This window comes from Rhizobium sp. BR 314, from assembly GCF_047445805.1.
Taxonomy (GTDB): Bacteria; Pseudomonadota; Alphaproteobacteria; order Rhizobiales; family Rhizobiaceae; genus Rhizobium; species Rhizobium lusitanum_B.
Map to the genome: position 1 here is coordinate 1 of NZ_JARWLA010000037.1, position 24,349 is coordinate 24,349.

Below are 24,349 nucleotides of genomic sequence, written 5' to 3' on the forward strand. Positions count from 1 at the left end.
GCGCAGTTCCCGCCCCGAAATCCTTGCGGAAGAAATCATCGAACGCTTGACCTATCGCATCGGCAAGGATGCGAAAGTGGCCAAACCGCATGACTGGTTGACGGCAACGATCCTTGTTGTTCGCGACCGCGTTATCGACAAGTGGATGGAATCGACGCGCCGCGTCTACGAGACCGGCGCCAAGCGGGTATATTACCTATCGCTCGAATTTCTGATCGGGCGCCTCATGCGAGACGCGATCTCCAATCTCGGCTTGATGGAAGAGATTTCCGACGCCCTGTCTTCGCTCGGCGTCGACATCCGGGTCATCGCCGGCCTTGAGCCTGACGCAGCGCTTGGCAATGGCGGCCTTGGCCGCCTCGCCGCCTGCTTTATGGAATCGATGGCAACCGTCGACGTCCCGGCTTACGGCTACGGCATTCGTTACGTCCACGGCCTGTTCCGCCAGCAGATGGCCGATGGCTGGCAGGTGGAACTGCCGGAAACCTGGCTCGCCCACGGCAACCCCTGGGAGTTCGAACGTCAGGAAAGCTCCTACGAAATCGGCTTCGGCGGTGGTGTCGAGACCGTTGGCGGCCACGACGATCAGCCTCGCTACGTGTGGAAACCCGCCGAGCGCGTCATCGCCACGGCCTTCGACACGCCTGTTGTCGGCTGGCGGGCAAAGCGCGTCAACACGCTGCGTCTCTGGTCGGCACAGCCGATCGATCCAATCCTGCTCGACGCCTTCAACGCCGGCGACCATATCGGCGCGCTGCGCGAAAGCAACAAGGCAGAAAGCCTGACGCGCGTCCTCTATCCGGCCGATGCAACGCCTGCCGGCCAGGAACTGCGTCTGCGTCAGGAGTTCTTCTTTTCGTCGGCGTCGCTGCAGGACATTCTGCGCCGCCATCTGCAGCAATATGACGACTTGACCAATCTGGCGGACAAGGTCGCGATCCAGCTGAACGACACGCATCCGGCCGTTTCCGTCGCCGAAATGATGCGCCTGCTCGTCGATGTTCACGGCCTTGTTTTCGACAAGGCCTGGGACATTACGCGCGAGACGTTCGGCTACACCAACCATACGCTGCTGCCTGAAGCGCTCGAAAGCTGGCCTGTGCCGCTGTTCGAACGGCTCCTGCCGCGCCATATGCAGATCGTCTACGCGATCAACGCGAAAATTCTCGTCGAGGCCCGCAAGGCCCGCAACTTCAACGACACGGAAATCCGCTCGATCTCGCTGATCGACGAAAACGGCGATCGCCGCGTGCGCATGGGCAATCTCGCCTTTGTCGGTTCGCACTCCATCAACGGCGTCTCGGCACTGCACACCGACCTGATGAAGGTCACGGTCTTTGCCGACCTGCACAAGCTCTATCCGGACCGCATCAACAACAAGACCAACGGCATCACGCCGCGCCGCTGGCTGATGCAGTGCAATCCCGGCCTGACCGGCCTTGTCCGCGAGGCTATCGGCGATGCCTTCCTCGACGATGCCGAACAGCTGAAGCCGCTCGATCAGTTCGCCCAGGACAGCGCGTTCCAGGAGAAGTTCGCCGCCGTCAAGCGTGCCAACAAGGTGCAGCTGTCCAATCTCGTCGCCAGCCGCATGGGTATCAAGCTCGACCCGAGCGCGATGTTCGATATTCAGATCAAGCGCATCCACGAATACAAGCGCCAGCTTCTCAACATCATCGAGACGGTGGCCCTTTACGATCAGATCCGCTCGCACCCCGAGTTGGATTGGCAGCCGCGCGTCAAGCTCTTCGCCGGCAAGGCGGCCCCGAGCTATCATAACGCCAAGCTCATCATCAAGCTGATCAACGACGTCGCTCGCGTCATCAACAACGATCCGTCGGTTCGCGGCCTGCTGAAGGTCGTCTTCGTGCCGAACTACAACGTCTCTCTCGCCGAAGTCATGGTCCCGGCCGCCGACCTTTCCGAGCAGATTTCGACTGCCGGCATGGAAGCATCGGGCACCGGCAACATGAAGTTCGGTCTCAACGGCGCATTGACCATCGGCACTCTCGACGGCGCCAATGTCGAAATGCGCGACAATGTCGGCGAAGACAACATCATCATCTTCGGTTTGAAAGCCGATGAGGTGGCGAGCCTGCGCAGCGATGGCCACGATCCCCGCGCCGTCATCGAGCGTTCCCGTGAACTCGCGCAGGCGCTTTCGGCCATCGCATCGGGCGTCTTCTCACCGGATGATCGCAACCGCTACGCCGGCCTGATCGAAGGCATCTACAGCCACGACTGGTTCATGGTCGCCGCCGATTTCGATGCCTATGCCTCCGCGCAGCGCGAGGTCGACATCCTCTGGGCTAATCCGTCCGAGTGGTACGCGAAGACGATCAACAATACCGCGCGCATGGGCTGGTTCTCCTCCGACCGGACAATCCGTCAATATGCCAAGGAAATCTGGAGAGCCGGATGAAAAAGCCGAAGAGACCCGCTGACGGCACAAGCTTGAGGGACATTTCGGCAGAGGATATTGCTGCAATTCTCGCAGGCACCCATACCGATCCATTCGCCGTTCTCGGCGTTCACCGGACGGATGACGGTTTTGTAGCACGCTGCTTCATCCTTGGCGCGGAGGCGGTGAGCGCCACCGCGCTGGATGGCACCATCATCGGCGAGCTGGATTGTCTCGATCCAGCGGGTTTCTTTGCCGGCGAGGTGAAGCTCTCCAAACAGCAACCGGTACGCTATCGCGCCCGGCGCGCCGATGCTGAATGGGCGGTCACCGACCCCTATAGCTTCGGCCCGGTCCTCGGACCGATGGACGATTATTTCGCCCGTCAGGGCACGCATTTGCGCCTCTTCGACAAGATGGGCGCCCATCCCATAAAGCATGAAGGCGTGCAGGGCTTTCATTTCGCCGTCTGGGCACCGAATGCCCAACGCGTTTCGGTCGTTGGCGATTTCAACAATTGGGACGGTCGCCGGCACGTCATGCGTTTCCGGTCCGACAGTGGCATCTGGGAGATCTTCGCTCCGGATGTACCGCCAGGCGTCGCCTATAAGTTCGAGATCCGTGGCCAGGACGGCGTGTTGCTGCCGCTGAAAGCCGATCCGTTCGCTCGCCGCAGCGAATTGCGCCCGAAGACCGCCTCCGTCACCGCCAATGAACTCAATCAGGTCTGGGAAGATGCAGCCCACCGCGAGCATTGGGCAAGCGTCGACCAGCGCCGCCAGCCCATCAGCATCTACGAGGTGCATGCCGGCTCCTGGCAGCGCCGTGATGACGGCTCCATGCTGTCATGGGATGAGCTTGCCTCGCGCCTGATCCCCTATTGCGTCGACATGGGCTTCACCCATATCGAGTTCCTGCCGATTACCGAACACCCCTACGACCCATCCTGGGGCTATCAGACGACCGGCCTTTACGCACCGACCGCGCGCTTCGGCGAACCTGAAGGGTTTGCCCGTTTCGTCAACGGCTGCCACAAAGTCGGCATTGGCGTCATTCTGGATTGGGTGCCTGCTCATTTCCCGACCGACGAGCACGGTCTGCGCTGGTTCGATGGCACCGCACTTTATGAGCACGAGGATCCGCGCAAGGGCTTCCATCCCGACTGGAACACCGCAATCTACAATTTCGGCCGCACCGAAGTGCTGGCCTACCTACAGAACAATGCCCTCTTCTGGGCAGAAAAATACCATTTGGACGGTTTGCGCGTCGATGCCGTCGCCTCCATGCTGTACCTCGACTATTCGCGCAAGCATGGCGAATGGATCCCCAACGAGTACGGCGGCAACGAAAACCTCGAAGCTGTCCGCTTCCTCCAGTCGATGAATTCAAGGGTTTATGGCGCCCATCCGGGCATCATGACGATTGCCGAGGAATCCACGTCCTGGCCGAAAGTGTCGCAGCCGGTCCACGAAGGCGGCCTCGGCTTCGGCTTCAAATGGAACATGGGTTTCATGCACGACACGCTGAGCTACCTCGCCCGCGAGGCCGTGCATCGCAAGTACCACCACAACGAGCTGACCTTCGGCCTGATCTACGCCTTCTCGGAAAATTTCGTTCTGCCGCTCTCCCATGACGAAGTGGTGCACGGCAAGGGATCGCTGATCGCCAAGATGGCCGGCGACGACTGGCAGAAATTCGCCAATCTGCGCGCCTATTATGCCTTCATGTGGGGTTATCCCGGCAAGAAGCTGCTGTTCATGGGTCAGGAATTCGCCCAATGGAGCGAGTGGAGCGAAGAACGCGCGCTGGACTGGAATTTGCTGCAGTACCGTATGCATGAAGGCATGCGGCGCCTCGTCCGCGATCTCAACTTCACCTATCGCAGCAAGCCGGCGCTGCATGCCCGCGACTGTGAAGGCGAAGGCTTCGAATGGCTTGTCGTCGACGATTTTGAAAATTCGGTCTTCGCCTGGCTGCGCAAGGCGCCCGGTGAAAAACCGGTTGCGGTCATCACCAATTTTACGCCAGTCTACCGTGAGAATTACACGTTGCGCTTACCAGCTGAGGGGCGGTGGCGCGAGGTGCTGAATACCGATGCCGACATTTATGGCGGCAGCGGCAAAGGCAATGGCGGACGTGTGCAGGCAGTAAGCGCCGGCGGCGGCATACAAGCGACGATAACGCTACCACCGCTGGCGACCATCATGCTCGAACCGGAATTTTGAGATCACTACGGACAGGGAGGAATAAAATGGTAGAAAAACGTTTCCAGCCGCTGGCACGCGACGCCATGGCCTACGTTCTTGCCGGGGGCCGAGGCAGTCGATTGAAGGAATTGACAGACCGTCGCGCCAAGCCGGCCGTCTACTTCGGCGGCAAGACCCGCATCATCGATTTCGCCCTCTCCAACGCGCTCAACTCCGGTATCCGCCGCATCGGCGTCGCCACTCAGTACAAGGCGCACTCGCTGATCCGCCATATGCAGCGAGGCTGGAACTTCTTCCGCCCGGAGCGAAACGAGAGCTTCGACATCCTGCCGGCATCGCAGCGCGTGTCGGAAACGCAATGGTATGAAGGCACGGCCGACGCCGTTTACCAAAACATCGACATCATCGAGCCCTACGGCCCGGAATACATGGTCATCCTCGCTGGCGACCATATCTACAAGATGGACTATGAATGGATGCTGCAGCAGCACGTCGATTCTGGTGCCCAGGTCACCATCGGCTGCCTTGAAGTGCCTCGCATGGAAGCGGTCGGCTTTGGCGTCATGCATGTCAATGAGAAGGACGAGATCATCGATTTCGTCGAGAAGCCCGCTGATCCGCCCGGCATTCCCGGCAATCCGGATTTCGCGCTGGCATCGATGGGCATCTACGTCTTCCACACGAAGTTCCTAATCGAATGCCTGAAGCGCGATGCCGCCGATCCCAACTCCAGCCGTGACTTCGGCAAGGACATTATCCCTTATATCGTCAAGAACGGCAAAGCGGTCGCCCATCGCTTCACGCAATCCTGCGTTCGTTCGGATTTCGAGCGCGAAGCCTACTGGCGCGACGTCGGCACGATCGATGCCTACTGGCAGGCCAATATCGACCTGACGGCCGTGGTGCCTGAGCTCGACATCTACGACAAGTCCTGGCCGATCTGGACCTATGCGGAAATCAGCCCACCGGCGAAGTTCGTCCATGACGACGAAGATCGTCGCGGTTCGGCCGTTTCCTCGGTGGTTGCAGGCGACTGCATCATTTCCGGCGCCAGCCTCTATAACAGCCTTCTTTTCACCGGCGTACGCGCTAACTCCTACTCCAAGCTGGAGGGGGCCGTCGTGCTGCCGAGCGTAAAGGTCGGCCGCCGCGCGCAGCTGAAGAATGTCGTCATCGACCATGGCGTCACCATTCCCGAGGGATTGGTGGTCGGTGAGGATCCCGATCTGGATGCCAAGCGCTGGCGCCGCACGGAAAGCGGCATCTGCCTGATCACCCAGACGATGATCGACAAGCTGGATTTGTAACTTATGAAGGTTCTCTCGGTATCGTCCGAAGTCTTCCCCTTAATCAAGACAGGGGGCTTGGCCGATGTGGCCGGCGCCCTGCCAATCGCACTAAAGCCTTTTGGCATCGACACGAAGACCTTGATCCCGGGCTATCCCGCAGTCTTGAAGGTCGTTCGCAACCCGGTCGCCCGCCTCGAATTCGCCGACCTGCTCGGCGAAAAGGCGACCGTGCTGGAAGTCGAGCATGCAGGCATTTCCCTCCTGGTGCTGGATGCGCCGGCCTACTACAACCGCACCGGCGGGCCCTATGTCGATGCCACCGGCAAGGATTACCCCGACAATTGGCGGCGTTTCGCCGCCCTGTCGCTGGCGGCTGCGGAAATAGCCGCAGGTCTTCTGCCGGGTTGGCGGCCGGATCTGGTGCATGTGCATGATTGGCAGTCGGCCTTGGTGCCGGTCTACATGCGATATTATCCGACGCCCGAGCAGCCGAGCGTACTCACCATCCACAACATCGCGTTTCAGGGCCAGTTCGGCTCCGACATCTTCCCCGGTCTGCGCCTGCCGGCTCACGCCTTTTCCGTTGAAGGCGTCGAGTATTATGGTGACGTCGGCTTTCTGAAGGGCGGCTTGCAGACGGCCCACGCCCTCACCACCGTCAGCCCATCCTATGCGGAAGAAATTCTGACGCCGCAATTCGGCATGGGCCTCGAAGGCGTCATCGCCAGCAGGGCGAACAGCCTACACGGCATCGTCAACGGCATCGACGACGACGTCTGGAACCCGGCAACCGACACCATGATCGAACAGACCTACAGCGCAACGACGCTGAAGGATCGCGCCGCGAACCGCGGGCGCGTGGTCGAACATTTCGGCCTCGATGACGACGATGGCCCGATTTTCTGCGTCGTCAGCCGGCTGACCTGGCAGAAGGGGATGGACCTTCTTGCAGGCGTTGCCGGCGAGATCGTCCACATGGGTGGCAAGCTTGCGATCCTGGGCGCCGGCGATGCGGCGCTGGAAGGCGCCCTATTTGCCGCAGCCGGCCGTTATCGCGGACGCGTCGGCGTTTCCGCCGGCTATAACGAACCCATGTCGCATCTGCTTCAGGCCGGTTGCGACGCGATTATCATCCCCTCGCGCTTCGAACCCTGTGGCCTCACGCAGCTTTATGGCTTACGCTATGGATGTCTGCCGATCGTCGCACGGACGGGCGGCCTTAACGACACCGTTATCGACGCCAATCATGCCGCTCTGCAGGCGAAAGTCGCGACCGGCATCCAGTTTTCGCCCGTCACCGCCGAAGGACTGCTGCAAGCCATGCGCCGTGCCATGCACCTTTTTCAGGATCGAAAGGTCTGGACGCAGATGCAAAAGCAGGGCATGAAATCCGACGTATCCTGGGGCAGGAGCGCAGAACGCTATGCCGCTCTCTACTCCAGTCTAGTCTCGAGAGGCGCTTAACCCGATGATTAAAACCGTATCCACCACCCCCTACACGGATCAGAAACCCGGCACCTCCGGCCTGCGAAAGAAGGTTCCCGAATTCCAGCAGCCGAATTACGCGGAGAACTTCATCCAGTCGATTTTCGATTCGCTCGAGGGCTATCAGGGCAAGACCCTGGTCATCGGCGGCGACGGTCGCTACTACAATCGCGAGGTCATCCAGAAGGCCATCAAGATGGCTGCCGCAAATGGCTTCGGCAAGGTGATGGTCGGCAAGGGCGGTATCCTCTCGACGCCTGCTGCCTCGAACATCATCCGCAAATACAAGGCCTTCGGCGGCATCATCCTGTCGGCCAGCCACAATCCCGGCGGTCCGACCGAAGATTTCGGCATCAAGTACAATATCGGCAATGGCGGCCCCGCGCCTGAAAAGATCACCGACGCTATTTTTGAGCGCACGAAGGTTATCGACAGCTACAAGATCGCTGACTTTCCGGATATCAACCTCGATCGCATCGCTCGCGAAGATGTCGGCGGTATGATCGTTTCGGTCATTGATCCGGTCGAAGATTACGCTGCCCTCATGGAGGAGCTGTTCGATTTCGGCGCGATCCGCAATCTCATCAGCCTCGGCTTCCGCATCTGTTTCGATGCGATGAGCGCCGTCACCGGTCCCTATGCCAAGGAGATCTTCGAGATCCGCCTCGGCGCACCGGACGGCTCGGTGCGCAACTTCCTGCCGCTGCCCGATTTCGGCGGTCATCATCCCGATCCGAACCTTGTCCATTGTAAGGAGCTCTACGATGAGATGATGAGCGATGATGCGCCCGACTTCGGCGCGGCATCGGATGGCGACGGCGACCGCAATCTCATCATCGGCAAGGGCATCTACGTGACGCCGTCCGACAGCTTGGCGATCCTGGCTGCCAACGCCAATCTCGCGCCCGGCTATTCACACGGCATTGCCGGCATTGCCCGCTCCATGCCAACAAGCGGTGCTGCCGACCGCGTTGCCGAAAAGCGCGGCGTCGGCATTTACGAGACGCCCACCGGCTGGAAGTTCTTCGGCAACCTGCTCGACGCCGGCATGGCGACGATCTGTGGCGAGGAAAGTTCCGGAACCGGCTCAAATCACGTCCGTGAGAAGGATGGAGTATGGGCCGTATTGCTCTGGCTGAACATCCTGGCCGTGCGCGGTGAAAGCGTCATCGATATCGTGACCCAGCATTGGGCCACCTACGGCCGCAACTATTATTCCCGCCACGATTATGAGGGTGTCGACACCAATGCCGCGAACGGCCTGATCACGGCTCTGCGCGAAAAGCTGCCGACCCTGGCCGGCACGAAGTATGGCGATCTCACGATTTCCGCCGCCGACGACTTCGCCTATCACGATCCGGTCGACAAGTCCGTCAGCCAGCATCAGGGCATCCGCATCCTGTTCGAAGGCGGCTCCCGCGTTGTCTTCCGCCTCTCCGGCACCGGCACGACGGGCGCAACGCTACGCGTCTATATCGAGCGTTACGAACCCGATCCGACCCGTCACAACATCGAGACGCAGGAAGCGCTGGCAGACCTCATTGCCGCAGCTCAGGCGATCGCAGATATCAAGGGCCACACCGGCCGCGACGCGCCGACAGTCATCACCTGATCATGATGTCAGCCTAAGCCTTTCTCCTCGCTGGCGCGGGGAGAAGGCGGCCGGAAGTCGCCACGAAATTGGACGACGACCGGATGAGAGCTTTCGCGGAAATCGACGTGACTGCACGACTTGCCGGGCGTCCTGCCTTTCACCTGCCTCTCTCCCCGCAAACGGGGAGAGAATTGAGTCCCAGCGACGCGGAAAGCCCACGAGACATGTCAGATCAGACAATCCGTTCCCTTGGCGCTACCCTTACCGACGCGGGCGTCGAGTTTGGCGTTACCTCCAAGCGTGCCGAACGCATCGAACTCTGCGTGTTCGATGCCGAGGGCAAGAAGGAGATCCTGCGCCTGCCATTCACACGGGATGGCGACGAGCATCGCCTTCTCGTCAAGGGCGCGAAGCATGGCATGCGCTATGGCTTGCGCGCCCATGGCGCATACGATCCCGATCAGGGCCTGTGGTTCGACCCTTCGAAACTGCTGATCGACCCCTATGCCAAGGAATTGGACCGGCCGTTTCAATATGATCCGCGCCTCGGGATTGTCGGTGAAGACACCCAAGACCTGATGCCGAAGGCGATCGTCACGCGTGATGTAGCCGTTGCCCCGGCCAAGCCGCTGTTCCAACCCGGCGGCCTGATCTATGAGGTCGCCGTCAAACCCTTCACCATGCTGCACCCGGATGTGCCGGCAAAGCAGCGCGGCACCATCGCTGCCCTCGCCCACCCTTCGGTGATTGCCTACCTCAAGCGCCTCCGCATAGATGCGGTCGAGTTGATGCCAATCACCGCCTGGATCGACGAACGGCACCTGCCGCCGCTCGGCCTCACCAATGGCTGGGGCTACAATCCGGTTGGCTTCATGGCGCTCGATCCGCGTCTTGTTCCCGGCGGCGTAAAGGAATTGCGCGAGACCGTCGCCGCACTCCACGCTGAAGGCATCGGCGTAATCCTCGATCTCGTCTTCAATCATACCGGCGAAAGCGATCGCCACGGCCCGACGCTGTCGCTGCGCGGTCTCGACAACCCCAACTACTTCCGTAGCCTGCCGGATCAGCCCGGCACGTTGGTCAACGACACCGGCACCGGCAACACCGTTGCCTGCGACCAGCCGGCGACGCGCAGATTGATCATCGACAGCCTGCGCCATTTCGTCCAGCATACAGGCATCGACGGCTTCCGCTTCGATCTCGCCACGGTGATCGGCCGCGGCGGCAACGGGTTTGATCCCCACGGCATGACGCTGCGCACCATGCTGGCGGACGAGGTGCTTCGGGATCGCATCCTGATAGCCGAGCCGTGGGATATCGGTCCTGGTGGCTATCAGCTCGGAAATTTCCCCGCGTCCATCCTCGAATGGAACGATCGTGCCCGCGACGACTTGCGCCGCTTCTGGCGTGGCGACGCAGGGATCGGCGATCTCGCGACGATTCTTGCCGGATCCTCCTCCATCTTCGGCCGCGACGGCCGCGCACAGACGCGCAGCGTCAACTTCCTCGCCGCCCATGACGGCTTCACGCTGATGGATCTCGTTTCCTACGAGAATAAGCACAATGAGGCCAATGGCGAGAACAATCGCGACGGCCACAACGAGAATTACTCCTGGAACAATGGTATCGAGGGCAAGACAGACGATCAGTCCATCCTGAACAAGCGGCGCGCCGATATCGAAGCCATGCTTTCCACCCTGTTTGCCACACGCGGTACGATCATGCTCACTGCAGGCGATGAGGGTGGACGCAGCCAGCAGGGCAACAACAATGCCTATTGCCAGGACAACGCCATCACCTGGATGGACTGGGCGACGCTCGACGAGGAACTGATCGGTCACACCGCCTGGCTCGCCGGCCTACGCCGCCGCTTCTCCGCCTTTGCCGATATGGACTTCTTCAAAGGCGATGGCGACGTGCTCTGGTTCTCGGCAAGCGGCGAACCGATGTCTGTGCCGGATTGGGAAGCGCCGGATGCCGGCATCCTTGGCATGGCGGTCCGGACGGAAGATCGCTCCAATGGCCGGTCAACGCGCCTTGCCATGCTGTTCAACCGCTCCACGGAAGAACTTTGCGCCGCGCTGCCGACCTCGGAAAGAGGCGGCTGGTCGCAGTTGACGGTGTCAGGTGAAATGCCAGCGGGAGAGCATATCGCCATCCCTGCCCGCTCCGCTTGTTTCTTCGTCGAATCCTGATCTTCGTTGCACTTTCCGTTCCGATTCGCCAGAAAGGGTCAGCGGCCATTAGAGCCGGATGATTTTAGATCGACTCGACTAAAAATCATCCGGCTCTAGAAGCAAAGAGGTAGAGCATGATGTCGTCCGAAAACCGCGCACACTTTTCGGCATCATGCTCTTGAACTGACGAGGATGGAATGCCCGGCGATATATCGCTTGCAGAGATCATGAAACTTGCGGGAACGGAGATCGGCGTTTCCGACTGGATCACCGTCGACCAAACCATGATCGACACCTTCGCGGACGCCACGCTCGACCATCAGTTCATTCATGTCGATCCTGAGCGCGCCAAGGCGGAAACGCCCTATGGCGGCACCATCGCCCACGGCTTCCTGACGCTCTCTTTGCTGTCCGCAATGAACTACAGCGGCCTGCCGAAAATCCGCGAGCAGACCTTGGGCATCAACTACGGCTTCGAAAAGATCCGCTTCATATCGCCGGTCAAATGCGGCACGCGGGTGCGCGGCCGCTTCCAGCTCGCCGAAACGCGGCTACGCGGCGCCAGCATGCTCATGCTGACCTATGATGTCACAGTCGAAATCGAGAACGAGCGCAAGGCGGCGTTAACTGCGACATGGACGACCATATCGCAGTTCGATCCCAAGGACCGGCCGAAGGAGGTTTGATCCGAGCGAATGCGGGACCTAGAGGCCCGCATCCTCCGCAGCCTCGCTCAGAAGGCCAAAGGCATAATCGGAGAAGGAGCGCCAGACTTCGACGCGGAATGTCTGGTCATCGAGCCGCAAGATCACCACTTCTGCCTTGCCGAGCAGCGTGCGCGAGCAAGCGCCGACGGGAAATGCGCCTAGCGAAACATCCTGCGGGCAACCACCGGCAAGCGTCGCTTCCGCACCGGGGCCTGAGACGATGACGGCAGTGTTGCGGTGAGAAACATCAGTCGCCGAGTGCAACACACCGGACGATGCTGCCGCGCTGACCAGATCGGCGCCATTCTCATCGATGACAAGCCATTCATCGGGTCCGATCCACAGAGCATGACGACCGTTGTCGCTGGCCGAGGTCTTCGGCCGGGTCGGCACTTGCAGGCCGAGCGCATGCGAAAGGCCGCCAACAGAATCGGCCGGTGCGCGCAGCGAAATGCGGCTTGCGGAGGCCGCGGGCGTCAGCCGAACGGTGGCCGAGCCGCCGTGGCGGCCGGAAAGTGGCAATTTGCGGGTAGCGAGATCAGCCATTGATCCGGCCTCCTTCCTTGTCAAAGAACACCAGATCCGTCACCTCGACGGCAATCGTCTTGTCAGGCATCGGCACGTAGAGCGTCTTGCCCATGCGCTCACGACCGCCGGCAACCAGCGCGAAGGCGATGGAGCGGCCGAGATTTTCGGACCAATACGCCGAGGTAACGTGGCCAAGCATGGTCATCGGCTTCGGTTCATTCGGATCGGCGACGATCTGCGCACCCTCCTCCAGCACCACCTTCGGATCGCGGGTGACGAGGCCGACGAGCTGCTTGCGCCCTTCCTTGACGAGATCCGGCCGCTTCAGTCCGCGAATACCGACGAAATCCGTTTTCTTCTTGGAAACGGCCCAGGCAAGGCCGGCATCGTCAGGCGTAACCGTACCGTCCGTATCCTGGCCGACGATGATGTAGCCCTTCTCGGCGCGCAGCACGTGCATCGTCTCGGTGCCGTAGGCGCAAGCGCCCAGCGGCTCGGCGCGAGCCCATACGGCCTCCAGAACCGACTGGCCGTAATCGGCCGGCACGTTGATTTCGTAGCCCACTTCACCGGTGAAGGAGACGCGGAACAGCCGCGCCGGCACGCCGCAGACCTTGCACTCGGCCACACTCATATGCGGGAAGGCCTCATTGGACAGATCCTGTCCCTCGACCAGCGGCTCGATGATCTCGCGCGCCTTCGGTCCCTGCACGGCTATGACGGCCCACTGTTCCGTGGTCGACGTCAGCCACACCTTCAGATGCGGGAACTCGGTCTGCAGATAGTCTTCCATATGATGTAGCACGCGCGGCGCACCGCCTGTTGTCGTCGTCACATGGAAGCGATCATCGGCCAGGCGTCCAACGACACCGTCGTCATAAACGAAGCCGTCTTCGCGCGTCATGATGCCGTAGCGGCAGCGGCCGGGCTTCAGCGTATCCCAGGCATTGGTGTAGATCAGGTTCAGGAACTCGGCCGCATCCGGCCCGACCACCTCGATCTTGCCGAGGGTCGAGGCATCGAACACGCCGGCCACTTCGCGCGCCGTGCGGCATTCGCGATTGACGGCCTGATGCATGGTTTCGCCGGCGCGCGGATAGAACCAGGCGCGCTTCCAGTTGCCGACATCTTCAAAGATCGCGCCGTGCGCCTCCTCCCAAGCATGCATCGGCGTCTTGCGGGCGGGATCGAAAAGCGAGCCGCGCGAATGGCTGATGAGCGTGCCGTAGGTGACAGGCGTATAGGGCGCACGGAAGGTGGTGAGGCCGACCTGCGGAATATCCTTGCCGAGCATTTCGGCAGCAATCGCCAACCCGTGCATGTTGGAAAGCTTGCCCTGGTCGGACGCCATGCCATTGGTGGTGAAGCGCTTGATGTGCTCGATGGAATGCATGCCCTCGCGCACCGCAAGACGAATGTCCTTGGCGCAGACATCATGCTGGAAATCGACGAAGGCCTTCGCATTCGTGTCCGGTCCCGCACCTTCGGCAGCGCCGATCATACCGCCGGTCCATTCGAAAGCCTGCTCGGCATGGAGCTGGATCTTCTCGCCACCATTGGTGGCGCCCGTGGCACGCGCCATCAGCTCACCGGCGGCCAACGATTCTTCGATCGCGGCCTGCAAGCCATCCGTGCCGTTGCAGGCACCGACCGACAGGCAATCCTGAACATAGGTGCCCGGCAGGAAACGCTGCTTCTCTGCCTCGAATTTCAGCTTGCCGCGCGACTGCGAGAACATATGGACCGAGGGCGTCCATCCGGCCGAGACCAACAGGGCGTCGATGGCGATCTTGCGGGTCGCGGAGCTGCCGTTGCGCGAAACGGTCATGGATGAGACGCGCAGCTTGCCAGCGGTATCGACGACAGCATAGTCGGTCATCACTTCGATGCCGAGCTGCTTTGCTTCGGCCAGCACTGCTTCACCCGGACGGGCGCGGCTGTCGACGATGGCAACGACCGAGATGCCAGCGCGCTTCAGGTCGAAAGCGGCCTCATAGGCGGAATCATGCGCGGTATAGACGCCGATCTTCGCGCCGACGGCGACGCCATAATGGTTGAGATAGGCGCGCGCGGCCGAGGCAAGCATGATGCCTGGCCGGTCGTTGTTCGGAAACACCATATGGCGTTCAATGGCGCCTGTCGCCAGAATGACACGCTTGGTACGCACTTGCCACAGCCGCTCGCGCGGCAGGTCGCGGCCCGGCTTCGCCAGATGGTCGGTCACCCGCTCGGCAAGGCCGATGAAATTATGGTTGTAGTAGCCGAAGGCCGTCGTGCGCGTCAGCACCTGGACATTCGGCATCGCCTTGAGCTTGGCGACGATAGCCTGCGCCCAGTCATAACCCTCGACGCCGTCGATCTTGACGCCAGTGTCGAAGCGCAGCGCGCCGCCGACATCAGGCTGCTCGTCGCAGAGGATGACCTTGGCGCCTGTCTCGGCTGCGGCGAGCGCTGCGGAAAGACCGGCAATACCGGCACCGACAACAAGCACGTCGCAATGGGCATAGCGGCTGGCATAGTGATCCGGATCCTCTTCCGTGGGCGCGACGCCGAGGCCGGCTGCACGACGGATGAAGGGCTCATAGATGTGCTTCCAGGCCGACTTCGGCCACATGAAGGTCTTGTAGTAGAAGCCGGCCGCAAAGAACGGCGACATCCAATTGTTGACGCCGCCGACATCGAAGGCAAGCGACGGCCAACGGTTCTGCGACTGCGCCTTCATGCCGTCGAAGACTTCCTGCACGCTGGCGCGCACATTCGGCTGCCGCCGCGCCGCATCGCGGGAGATATCGAGCAAGGCATTCGGCTCTTCGGCCCCAGCCGAAAGAATGCCGCGCGGACGGTGGTATTTGAACGACCGCCCGACGAGATGAACGCCGTTGGCAAGCAGGGCGGAGGCGACGGTATCGCCTTCGAGCGCGGTATAGCTCTTGCCGTCAAAAGTGAAGCGAGCGGTTCTGGCCGGCGTTAGACGTCCCTTGCCTGCGATACGATTGGCGCCGCTCATTCAGCAAATCCCTCTTTTTGTGCCGACTGTTCCTGTTCGTTCTGATGCTGTGCCGCCGGCTCGGAAGTGCGCTGAAGCAACGTTGCCGGATCCGGCTTCGGCTCGCCGGCCTTATAGGTACGGTAGAACTGATCGCTCACCGTGTCGCGCGCCGCATTGAAGAAGCGGCCGCAGCCATGGATATGCCGCCAGCGCTCGAAGATCAGGCCCTTCGGATTGTCGCGCAGGAAGAAATATTCCTCGAACTCCTCGTCCGAGATCCCGGCAATATTGGCCGGCCGCACGATATGCGCATCGCCGGCGTTGCGGAATTCGAGTTCCGAACGCTCTTCCTCGCAATAGGGGCAGTAAATCAGCAGCATCGTTTTCTACCTGTGTTAAAGCTCGGAGCCCGAAAGGCTTGTGCCGGGAGGCTGGGCGCAAAGCCGCCGTCCCATGGTGACAAATGGTGTTATGCGCTTCAGCAGCGTCTCCAGCGATCCATAGGGTTTGAGCACATCGGTCATTCCCAAATTGATCAGGCTCATGCCCAACAGATCCGTGTCGATCGCAAATGCTCTCTTCGCCTCCGGTGTCTGCTCCGGCACGAAATAGACCGCCGGCTTTTTCAGCACCTTGACACAGGCAAGCACGCCGCTTTCGGCCGTAAACGGCCAGTCCGCCTCGTCCTTTGCCTTGTGGATCACCTGCATGCGAACATCCTCGGCCTCTGGAAAGAGATCGCTGACTTCGGTCACGACCGCTCCCGCCGGCAATGAAAACCCGACCGCAAGAACGATCCCGACCGCCGTCGGCATCAGTGCGCCACGGCTGCGGCTGCTGCTTCATCGATCAGACGGCCGGTACGGAAGCGATCCAGATTAAGTCCGGCATTGAACCGATGCGGCTCGTCGCGGGCGATGAGATGCGCAAACAAATTGGCCGAACCGGGCGTCGCCTTGAAGCCGCCCGTGCCCCAGCCGCAATTGACATAGAGCCCCGGCACCGGCGTCTTCGACTGGATCGCCGAACGGTCCGGCGTGTTGTCGACGATGCCGCCCCAGGAGCGCATCATCTTGACGCGGCGGAACATCGGGAAGAGCTCACAGATCGCATCCAGCGTATGGGTGATGATCTGCAGTCCGCCGGTCTGGCTATAGGAGTTGTACTGGTCCGTGCCGGCACCGATGACGAGCTCGCCCTTGTCGGACTGCGAGATATAGGCATGCACCGTGTTCGACATGACGACGCAGGGGAAGATCGGCTTCAGTGGCTCCGAAACCAGCGCCTGCAGCGGGCTCGATTGCAGCGGCACGCGCACGCCGGCCATCTGCATGACGACGGTGGTGTGACCGGCTGCGGAGACGCCGACCTTCTTGGCGCCGATGAAGCCTTTGCTCGTTTCGACGCCCGTCACGCGGCCATCCGGGCCACGACGGATGCCGGTGACTTCGCAATTCTGGATGATGTGAACGCCGCGATCGGAAGCAGCGCGGGCAAAGCCCCAGGCAACCGCATCGTGTCGAGCCGTACCGCCGCGACGCTGCAGGGCAGCGCCGTTGATCGGGTAGCGCGCCATCTTCGAAATATCGAGCGGCGGGCAATAGGCTTTGGCCTGTTCCGGCGTCAGCCATTCATTGTCGATGCCGTAGAGGCGGTTGGCGTGAATATGCCGCTTGAAGGACTGCTGGTCGTGCACATTGTGCGACAGCATCATCACGCCGCGCGGCGAATACATGACGTTATAATTGAGATCCTGAGAGAGCCCTTCCCAGAGCTTCATCGAATGCTCGTAAATGTGCATGCTCTCTTCATAGAGATAGTTCGAGCGGATGATGGTCGTGTTGCGGCCGGTATTGCCGCCGCCGAGCCAGCCCTTTTCGATGACGGCGACATTGGTGATGCCATGCTCCTTGGCGAGGTAATAGGCCGCACCCAGGCCATGACCGCCGGCGCCGACGATGATGACGTCATACTCCTTGCGCGGCTCCGGCGAGGTCCATTGAGCCTCCCAGCCCTTGTGAGCCCGCATCGCTTCCCGTGCCACGGCAAAAACAGAGTATTTACGCATTCGCCCTCAACTCCTTCAGGCAAGACGCCATCTTTATGGATCATACAAATCGCAAATCAGAAACCGACACAACGGCTCTTTTGCGACGCATTCAGGACCAGCTTTCGACACGGATAAATTTACCCCGCGCTGGAACCCTCCCGTGATCAAGCACTAGCAGCTTTATTTGTGCTGCAGATGGCAGACCTTCACACGCCCGCCATGACCATCCTTGCGCCAGACACATCCCTCATTCCGCGGTTTTCCCTTGTAAAGGTAGATTCTCGCACGGTGTTTGCTGTCGAAAGTCTGGTTGGAAAAGTCATGGCCGCCGACTCGCACATTCTTGCCAAAGCGCACTTCGCCGGCTGCGGCAGGCGCGTGCACGGTGACGAGAACGGCGAGGACAACCATAAATGCCGCGCGCAGTCTCCCAACGACAGCGAAGCGGAGCGATTCCATAAAGCGATTCCCCCTCGATCCGGTCAATTGCTTAGACTGTGCAATTACCGCAGCACACGAATGACTGTGATCCGAAATACTCACACAAGCATGTCAATGTGGCAAAGATCGAGGTCCATCGATCGTTAATTCAGCCGCTTCGGAGAAGCTGCCACAGGCACAACTGACTGAATTCGGTACTCGACAAACCGCTTTTTCCTTTGCAAACTCACGATCTGGCTAGACTTTGACAAACCGATCTGCTATCCCGCCTACCAATCGCAAGGCTGCGGCTGCGCGAACGTTATATTTTTGCCTCCTGGCGCTGCCGTCGCCGCTGGCATCAACCAAACCAAAGGAACGTGATTCTCGTGCAGGTACTTGTCCGCGATAACAATGTCGACCAGGCTCTCCGCGCTCTCAAGAAGAAGATGCAGCGCGAAGGTATTTTCCGCGAAATGAAGATGCGCGACTACTACGAAAAGCCGTCGCAGAAGCGTGCTCGCGAGAAGGCTGAAGCTGTTCGTCGCGTTCGCAAGCTTGCTCGCAAGCGCGCTCAGCGCGAAGGTCTTGTTGCCAAGTAATCGCCGTTTTTCGACGTTTTCAGATGCATGTGGGGCGGGGGCGAGTCGTTCGCCGCCGCCTTTTTGATTTATTCTCGGCGCAAATCGGATTAAATCAGAACCGCCTGATATGACGCATGGGGAAAGCGAACCCGATAATGGCAATGACGACTTTCGAAAAGTACCGCGCTTCGAGCAACGCCTCCCGTGCTTCGAAGAAGATCGCGGCCCTGCCAGCCTTGGCGATTCTTGCTGCAATTTGCCTTTCCGGCTGCCAGACAGCCTCTACCGATAGCGTGATCCGCATCGACAAGGCGCAGGGCTCCTCCGAAAATATCGCCTCGCTGACTTCGGTCATCAATGCCAATCCGCAGGATCCGGAAGGCTATAACGTGCGCGGTACGGCCTATGGCCGCGGCGGCGATTTCAACCGTGCTCTCGGTGACTTCAATCAGGCCATCCAGCTCAATCCGAAGTTCTATCAGGCCTACGCGAACCGCGCGCTCATCTACCGCAACATGGGCAAGCTGCCGGAAGCAACGGCAGACTACAATGCCGCCCTGCAGATCAACGGCAGTTACGACGTCGCCTACATCGGCCGCGGCAATCTCTACCGCCAAGCCGGCCGCGACAACGATGCCTTCAACGATTATTCCAAGGCGATCAGCCTGGGAACGACGGATGGCCGCGCCTATAACGGCCGCGGTGTGATCTTCCAGAAGCGCAATCAGCAGGACAAGGCGATCGACGACTTCTCCAAGGCGATCTCGCTGTCACCGAATTCGCCTGAGCCTTATAACAGCCGGGGCATTTCCTATCTCGCGCAGAACGACGACGACAACGCATTCGCCGACTTCAACCATGCCATCGACCTGAACAATAAGGTCGCCGAATCTTGGGCAAACCAAGCGTTCGTCTATGAGCGCAAGGGCGACAAGGCGAAAGCCCGCCGCTCCTATCAGCATGCCATCAATCTCGATCCGAATTACCAGCCGGCCCGAGACGGTCTGGCCCGCGTCGGCGGCGGCGCCTGAAATTAGAACATAGCGACGCAAACCCGCTTAGCCGCCGGCAAACCTTGCCCGGCGGCTTTTCTTTGCGCCATCCAGCGCTTAGTCTCCATGAATCCTATCACAGCGAGACAGCGACATGTCCTCCCAGCAAAAAGTCACCGTCATCGGCGCCGGAATCATCGGCGCTTCCATCGCCTGGCATCTTCAGCGTAAGGGCGCCGATGTCACGGTGATCGCGCAGAAGGCCGGCGGTGTCGCAACGCCGAACTCCTTCGCCTGGATCAATGCAAGCTGGGGCAATCCGGAATTCTACTTCCATTTCCGTCGTCGCTCGATGAATGAATGGAAGCGGCTTGCGGTGGAGCTGCCCGAGCTGCCACTCAGCTGGTGCGGCGGATTGTGCTGGGATCTTCCCGAGGCCGAGCTGGATGCCTACGCAGCCCAGCATCATGGCTGGGGCTATGGCCTGCAACCGGTCAATCGGGCTAGCAGTGCAATGATCGAACCAAGTCTTGCCGAGCCGCCGGACTATGCATTGCATGTCGCCGAGGAAGGCGCCGTCGAGCCACTTGCCGCTGCCGAGATCCTGCTGAAGGACGCAACGAGAAAGGGGGCAAGGCTACTGTCGGGCATCGAGGTCAGGCGCCTGTTGACGGAGAATGGCCGCATCACCGGCATCGAAACTACGCAAGGAACTTTCGAAGCCGATCATGTCGTTCTCGCCGCCGGCGCAGCGACGGTCGCGCTCGCCGCATCGGCCGATATCGATGTGCCGCTCGAAGCCCCGCCGGGCCTGATCGTCCACTCCCGTCCCGCGCCAAAGCACCTGAACGGTCTGGTTCTGATGCCCGAACTGCATATGCGTCAAACGGCGGAAGGGCGCATCATTGCCGGCAGCGATTTCGGCGGGAGCGATCCCGCCGGCAATCCGGAACAAGCAGCCGATGAACTGTTCGGCAAGGTCAAGGCGGCCTTGAGGGGCGGAGAGGACTTGGCTCTGGATTTCTACACGGTCGGTTATCGTCCGACGCCAAAGGACGGCCTGCCCATTCTCGGAGGGGTCGATGCCGCAGCCGGCCTCTATCTGGCAGCGCTCCATTCCGGAGTGACGCTGGCACCTCTGGTCGGATTGCTTGCCGCCGAAGAGATACTCGACGGCAGGAAGATCGCGGAGCTTTCTCCCTTCCGTCTTTCTCGCTTCGCATGAGAGCCGGACAGGCGGTTGCCGAGATGGGAAGAACACCTCGCTATGGTCGTAAATATCGGGGATCGCTTATGATTTCGCAGCAATGACTTTTCAGATGTTGCAAGGCAATTTACCGGGCCCTAACATGGTACATTCAAGAGCATGCAGCTCGGGTCTAAGCATGGGGGCGCTTGGCATGATGACCAAAACCATTCTTTTCGTTTTTGCCAGCGCGGGCCATCGGCATGGGGATGCGATCGGCTAATCGCTCCATGAGGAAGCCACACTTCCCAAAAGCGTCGATTGGAGCCTATCTGATCGCCATCGCATTGGCGATCGCCTTGCCTATCCTGGCTTTTGTCGCACTGCTCCTCGTCCAGCTCGAAGACAATGAGCGCGATGCGTTGAAGGGAGATACGGTCCAGGCCGCCCAAGGCTTGGCGCGCGTCATAGACCGTCAATTGCAGGACATGGCGACGACGTTGCGGCTGCTTTCGTCCTCACCGGAACTCGAGCACAATGACATCGCCACCTTCTACGCACGGACGGAGACCGTTCTGCGAACCGATTCGCTTTTCGTTCTGCTCATGGAGAAGGACGGCCAGATTCGGCTGAATACGCGCTGGCCTTTCGGCAAGGCGCTCGGCAAAACGGGCAACATAGCCGCACTGCAATCAGCGCTGGCTTCCGGACGCATCGAGACCTCCGACGTCTTCGTGGCATCAACGGCACGACGCTGGGTATACAACGTCACTCTGCCGCTCGAGCATTCTCCAGCCGGCGCCGCCCTGGCTATCACCCAGGATGCCAACGACCTTGCCAAGCTCGTGACGACGGAGGCGCTACCGCCGGGTTGGTCGGCAGCCGTCATCGATAAGTCCGGCCATGTCGTCGCGGCCGGCGGCCCGACCACCCACGCACCGGGCGATGTTTTCACCAAGGAGATCCTGTCGAAATTGATCGCATCCAGCGGCGTCTATCAGGACGAAAAGGTCCTGCCGCGCTCTCTGCTCGGCTACGCGCAGATCTCCGGTTGGTCATGGAAGGCGGTGGTCTGGGGGCCGGTCGCCTCGGCGCAGTCTTCTCTGATGAGCACCTGGCGCTTCCTCATCTATGGCGGCGTCACGCTGCTGCTGATCGCGCTGATCGCCGTCTACGCACTGGCGAGGCAGGTGCGTATCACCATACAGAGTATCGCCGACATGGCGGAGCGCATGGGCCGCGGCGAGATTGTCGCTCCGATCGACACCAGTGTTATCGAAGCCAATCAGGTGGCGGTCGCTCTCTCCAACGCCTCCTTTGACCGAAGCGTCACGGAAGATCGCCTGCACTTCGTGATGCATGAACTCGTGCATCGCACCAAGAACCTACTGGCGCTCGCCCAGGCGATGACACGTCAGCTCGCGCGACAGACAGACAGCGTCGATACCTTCCAGCGAGCGGTCGCGGACCGATTGGAGGGGCTAGCCCGCTCGATAGAAGTGTTGACCAGCGAACAATGGTCCGGCGTCTCGCTGCGACGGGTGATCGACATCCATCTCGCGACGTTCCTGCAGGCCCCGCAGCAACTGGATGTCCAAGGTAACGATTTCCTGCTGAAGCCCGAGGCTGTTCAGAACCTCGGCCTGGTTCTGCACGAGCTGGCAACCAATTCGGTCAAATATGGCGCGCTTTCGGCACCCGAAGGCAAGATCGATATCGAATGGACGAATGAAATCGGTGACAACGGACCGATGATCCGTTTCATCTGGAGCGAAAGCGGCGGCCCCGAGGTCAAACCGCCAACCGAAGCCGGCTTTGGCACCACCGTCACGAAGGTCCATGCCGCCGCGTCCTTTGGAGGTAATGTCGAGGTGGACTTCCGTGCCACCGGCCTCATCTGGACCCTAATTGCGCCGCGCAACATGATGGAACGCGAGCGAAGCTAAAGACTACGTCCGGGAGACGGCAGCAGCACGCGCAAGCAGCAGCGCACGCTCCCTGTCATTGCCCGTCATCTCGGCGGCGCGACGGAATTCGACGACAGCCTCTGCACCTCGTCCGAGTTTTTCCAGAAGATCGCCGCGAACGGTCGGCAGTAAATGGGACTCCTTCAGCCGCGGCTCGTCCTTCAACGCATCGGCGATCACAAGCCCGTAAGCGGCGCCGAACGCCATGCCGACGGCGACGGCGCGATTGATCTCGACGATCGGCGACGGGGCGGCCAGAGCCAGTGCCTGGTAGTAGGCAGCGATGGCGATCCAGTCGGTTTCGGCGGCAACCACTGCCCGAGAATGACATGCGGCAATCATCGCCTGCAGCAGATAAGGACCGGGCATTGTCGTGAGGAGCAGGGCGCGGTTCAAGCGATCGAGGCCGCTGCGGATCAGCGACCAATTCCACCGGCTACGGTCTTGATCGAGCAGCAGAATCGGATTGCCCACTTCATCGGTCCGGGCAGCGAAGCGCGAAGCGTTCAGCTCCATGAGGGCCAGCAGCCCCAGCACCTCGGGCTCCTGCGGAAGCAGTGCCGCCAGCGATCGTCCGAGACGCAATGCCTCGCCGCATAGATCGGCCCGCAGCCAATGCGGTCCTTGCGTTGCGACATATCCCTCGTTGAAGATGAGATAGAGCACCTCCAGCACCGCTGCGAGGCGCTCTCGCCGCTCGTCTCCCCGAGGTGTCTCAAACTCAAGGCCAGCCTCGCGCAGCGTCCGCTTGGCGCGAACGATGCGTTGGCCGATGGTCGCTTCCGACAAGAGAAAGGCGCGACCGATTTCCTGCGTGGACAACCCGCCGAGCAGCCGCAAGGCAAGTGCTGCGCGTTGTTCGGGCGGCAGTACCGGATGACAGGCGGTGAATATCAGCCGCAGCAGATCGTCGTCGATATCTTCATCCAACAATGACTCGATATCGGGCGTCTCGCGCTCAAGTGCGGCAAAGTCGATCGCGAACTCGCGATTCTTGCCGGCAATCAACGTGGTACGGCGCAGCCGGTCGATCGCCTTGTTTTTCGCAGCCCGTGTCAGCCAGGCCGCCGGGTTACGCGGGATGCCATCGCGGGGCCAGCGTTCGAGGGCCAACACGAAGGCATCCTGCGCGATCTCCTCCGCCAACCCGATGTCCCGCAATAGGCGGTTGAGCCTGGCGGCGAGCCTTGGCTGCTCGATCCGCCAGACAGCTTCGATGGCACCAGAGGTGGTCACCCCTTGAGCTCGCTGAAGCCTGCAGCCGCTTTCTGCACATCCTCGGGGAAATCGCTCATCTCCTGAACGCGGCGAACCTCGATGATGGCATTTTCCCCTGCGGGGCAACGGCGCGCCCATTCGATGGCCTCGTCTCGCGAGCGCACGTCGAGGATCCAGTAACCGCCCAGCACTTCCTTGACCTCCGCGAAGGGGCCATCGACGACCGTGGGCTTTCCGCCCTTGAAGCTCACTCGCGCACCGGAAGCCGGAGGATGCAGTCCTTCGAGCGCCAGAAGCACGCCGGCCTTCTTCAGTTCTTCATTATATTTCATCATCGCCTCGATCGCCTCCAGGCTGGGCAAGGCATCGGGCGCGGCGGAAGCGTAGCCGTCGGGAATCATTAGCATCATGAATCGCATGAGTTCTGTCTCCTTGGTTGATTAGAACATAGCACACGACGAACGAGCCACCGCAGAATCGACGGGAGCTCGAAAAATAGATTCGATTTTTTGAAGGATGATACGTGCCGGGCCACGAACCTCGATCGTGGGCCTT

Annotated in this window: 19 protein-coding genes; 11 read left to right on the forward strand and 8 right to left on the reverse strand. The window is 60.7% G+C overall.

Features of this window, described 5'->3' with window-relative positions; all coding sequences use genetic code 11:
- The 7 genes from QD461_RS30110 to QD461_RS30140 all read left to right on the forward strand — a co-directional run.
- A partial coding sequence (locus tag QD461_RS30110) for a glycogen/starch/alpha-glucan phosphorylase (protein ID WP_414090875.1) occupies positions 1-2,422 on the forward strand: 2,422 nt, incomplete at its 5' end.
- Positions 2,419-4,626 carry a 1,4-alpha-glucan branching protein GlgB gene (glgB, locus tag QD461_RS30115; RefSeq protein ID WP_414090876.1) on the forward strand — a complete coding sequence of 736 codons (2,208 nt, stop codon included), beginning with the start codon at positions 2,419-2,421 and terminating at the stop codon, positions 4,624-4,626. The genes QD461_RS30110 and glgB, both read left to right, overlap by 4 nt.
- Before the next feature lie 26 nt (positions 4,627-4,652).
- Complete coding sequence (gene glgC / locus QD461_RS30120; RefSeq protein WP_414090877.1) at positions 4,653-5,915, forward strand: glucose-1-phosphate adenylyltransferase; 1,263 nt, start codon at positions 4,653-4,655, stop codon at positions 5,913-5,915.
- 3 nt (positions 5,916-5,918) lie between these two features.
- The gene (gene glgA, locus QD461_RS30125; RefSeq protein WP_414090878.1) at positions 5,919-7,361 is read left to right on the forward strand and encodes a glycogen synthase GlgA; all 1,443 of its coding nucleotides are present in this window, start codon (positions 5,919-5,921) and stop codon (positions 7,359-7,361) included.
- A gap of 4 nt (positions 7,362-7,365) precedes the next feature.
- Complete coding sequence (locus tag QD461_RS30130) at positions 7,366-8,994, forward strand: alpha-D-glucose phosphate-specific phosphoglucomutase (protein ID WP_414090879.1); 1,629 nt, start codon at positions 7,366-7,368, stop codon at positions 8,992-8,994.
- A gap of 206 nt (positions 8,995-9,200) precedes the next feature.
- Positions 9,201-11,171: a glycogen debranching protein GlgX gene (glgX, locus tag QD461_RS30135; RefSeq protein ID WP_414090880.1), complete on the forward strand. Its 1,971-nt coding sequence runs from the start codon at positions 9,201-9,203 to the stop codon at positions 11,169-11,171.
- A gap of 179 nt (positions 11,172-11,350) precedes the next feature.
- Positions 11,351-11,839, forward strand: a complete 489-nt coding sequence (locus tag QD461_RS30140; RefSeq protein WP_414090881.1) for a MaoC family dehydratase — start codon at positions 11,351-11,353, stop codon at positions 11,837-11,839.
- 18 nt (positions 11,840-11,857) lie between these two features.
- On the opposite strand, the gene QD461_RS30145 is transcribed toward QD461_RS30140, so the two are convergent.
- The 6 genes from QD461_RS30145 to QD461_RS30170 all read right to left on the reverse strand — a co-directional run bounded on the left by QD461_RS30145 (position 11,858) and on the right by QD461_RS30170 (position 17,886).
- Complete coding sequence (locus tag QD461_RS30145; RefSeq protein WP_414090882.1) at positions 11,858-12,406, reverse strand: sarcosine oxidase subunit gamma; 549 nt, start codon at positions 12,404-12,406, stop codon at positions 11,858-11,860.
- Positions 12,399-15,395 (reverse strand): sarcosine oxidase subunit alpha, encoded by a 2,997-nt coding sequence (locus QD461_RS30150; protein WP_414090883.1) that lies wholly within the window; start codon positions 15,393-15,395, stop codon positions 12,399-12,401. The genes QD461_RS30145 and QD461_RS30150 overlap by 8 nt, the downstream gene beginning before the upstream one ends.
- On the reverse strand, positions 15,392-15,757 hold the full coding sequence (locus tag QD461_RS30155) for a sarcosine oxidase subunit delta (protein WP_414090884.1): 366 nt from the start codon (positions 15,755-15,757) through the stop codon (positions 15,392-15,394). The genes QD461_RS30150 and QD461_RS30155 overlap by 4 nt, the downstream gene beginning before the upstream one ends.
- A 15-nt stretch (positions 15,758-15,772) precedes the next feature.
- A complete protein-coding gene (locus QD461_RS30160) occupies positions 15,773-16,192 on the reverse strand; it encodes a hypothetical protein (RefSeq protein WP_414090885.1) in 420 nt (139 codons plus the stop codon).
- Entirely contained in the window at positions 16,192-17,445 is a 1,254-nt protein-coding gene (locus QD461_RS30165; RefSeq protein ID WP_414090886.1) for a sarcosine oxidase subunit beta family protein, read from the reverse strand. The genes QD461_RS30160 and QD461_RS30165 overlap by 1 nt, the downstream gene beginning before the upstream one ends.
- A gap of 162 nt (positions 17,446-17,607) precedes the next feature.
- Entirely contained in the window at positions 17,608-17,886 is a 279-nt protein-coding gene (locus tag QD461_RS30170) for a hypothetical protein (RefSeq protein ID WP_414090887.1), read from the reverse strand.
- A 350-nt stretch (positions 17,887-18,236) separates the two neighbouring features.
- Here QD461_RS30170 and rpsU point away from each other — a divergent pair, with 350 nt between their 5' ends.
- The 4 genes from rpsU (at position 18,237) to QD461_RS30190 (ending at position 22,555) form a co-directional block, all read left to right on the forward strand.
- Positions 18,237-18,449 carry a 30S ribosomal protein S21 gene (gene rpsU, locus QD461_RS30175; RefSeq protein ID WP_004117638.1) on the forward strand — a complete coding sequence of 71 codons (213 nt, stop codon included), beginning with the start codon at positions 18,237-18,239 and terminating at the stop codon, positions 18,447-18,449.
- 137 nt (positions 18,450-18,586) lie between these two features.
- The gene (locus QD461_RS30180; protein WP_414090888.1) at positions 18,587-19,462 is read left to right on the forward strand and encodes a tetratricopeptide repeat protein; all 876 of its coding nucleotides are present in this window, start codon (positions 18,587-18,589) and stop codon (positions 19,460-19,462) included.
- A 115-nt stretch (positions 19,463-19,577) separates the two neighbouring features.
- Complete coding sequence (locus QD461_RS30185; RefSeq protein WP_414090889.1) at positions 19,578-20,648, forward strand: NAD(P)/FAD-dependent oxidoreductase; 1,071 nt, start codon at positions 19,578-19,580, stop codon at positions 20,646-20,648.
- 251 nt (positions 20,649-20,899) lie between these two features.
- Positions 20,900-22,555: a sensor histidine kinase gene (locus tag QD461_RS30190; protein ID WP_414090890.1), complete on the forward strand. Its 1,656-nt coding sequence runs from the start codon at positions 20,900-20,902 to the stop codon at positions 22,553-22,555.
- 3 nt (positions 22,556-22,558) lie between these two features.
- Here the strand turns inward: QD461_RS30190 and QD461_RS30195 are convergent, their stop codons facing one another.
- Positions 22,559-23,812, reverse strand: a complete 1,254-nt coding sequence (locus tag QD461_RS30195) for an RNA polymerase sigma factor (protein WP_414090891.1) — start codon at positions 23,810-23,812, stop codon at positions 22,559-22,561.
- On the reverse strand, positions 23,809-24,213 hold the full coding sequence (locus QD461_RS30200; protein ID WP_184702475.1) for a YciI family protein: 405 nt from the start codon (positions 24,211-24,213) through the stop codon (positions 23,809-23,811). Before QD461_RS30200 ends, QD461_RS30195 begins: the two co-directional genes overlap by 4 nt.
- Between the last annotated feature and the right edge of the window lie 136 nt (positions 24,214-24,349).

Bases quoted from the DNA above. Each gene is read 5' to 3' on its own strand.
- glgX (WP_414090880.1), top strand. From the start codon at position 9,201: ATGTCAGATCAGACAATCCGTTCCCTTGGCGCTACCCTTACCGACGCG.
- QD461_RS30140 (WP_414090881.1), top strand. From the start codon at position 11,351: ATGCCCGGCGATATATCGCTTGCAGAGATCATGAAACTTGCGGGAACG.
- QD461_RS30180 (WP_414090888.1), top strand. From the start codon at position 18,587: ATGGCAATGACGACTTTCGAAAAGTACCGCGCTTCGAGCAACGCCTCC.
- QD461_RS30170 (WP_414090887.1), bottom strand. From the start codon at position 17,886: ATGGAATCGCTCCGCTTCGCTGTCGTTGGGAGACTGCGCGCGGCATTT.
- QD461_RS30185 (WP_414090889.1), top strand. From the start codon at position 19,578: ATGTCCTCCCAGCAAAAAGTCACCGTCATCGGCGCCGGAATCATCGGC.
- QD461_RS30130 (WP_414090879.1), top strand. From the start codon at position 7,366: ATGATTAAAACCGTATCCACCACCCCCTACACGGATCAGAAACCCGGC.
- glgB (WP_414090876.1), top strand. From the start codon at position 2,419: ATGAAAAAGCCGAAGAGACCCGCTGACGGCACAAGCTTGAGGGACATT.
- QD461_RS30145 (WP_414090882.1), bottom strand. From the start codon at position 12,406: ATGGCTGATCTCGCTACCCGCAAATTGCCACTTTCCGGCCGCCACGGC.
- QD461_RS30200 (WP_184702475.1), bottom strand. From the start codon at position 24,213: ATGCGATTCATGATGCTAATGATTCCCGACGGCTACGCTTCCGCCGCG.
- QD461_RS30165 (WP_414090886.1), bottom strand. From the start codon at position 17,445: ATGCGTAAATACTCTGTTTTTGCCGTGGCACGGGAAGCGATGCGGGCT.
- QD461_RS30160 (WP_414090885.1), bottom strand. From the start codon at position 16,192: ATGCCGACGGCGGTCGGGATCGTTCTTGCGGTCGGGTTTTCATTGCCG.
- glgA (WP_414090878.1), top strand. From the start codon at position 5,919: ATGAAGGTTCTCTCGGTATCGTCCGAAGTCTTCCCCTTAATCAAGACA.
- QD461_RS30190 (WP_414090890.1), top strand. From the start codon at position 20,900: ATGAGGAAGCCACACTTCCCAAAAGCGTCGATTGGAGCCTATCTGATC.
- QD461_RS30150 (WP_414090883.1), bottom strand. From the start codon at position 15,395: ATGAGCGGCGCCAATCGTATCGCAGGCAAGGGACGTCTAACGCCGGCC.
- QD461_RS30155 (WP_414090884.1), bottom strand. From the start codon at position 15,757: ATGCTGCTGATTTACTGCCCCTATTGCGAGGAAGAGCGTTCGGAACTC.
- glgC (WP_414090877.1), top strand. From the start codon at position 4,653: ATGGTAGAAAAACGTTTCCAGCCGCTGGCACGCGACGCCATGGCCTAC.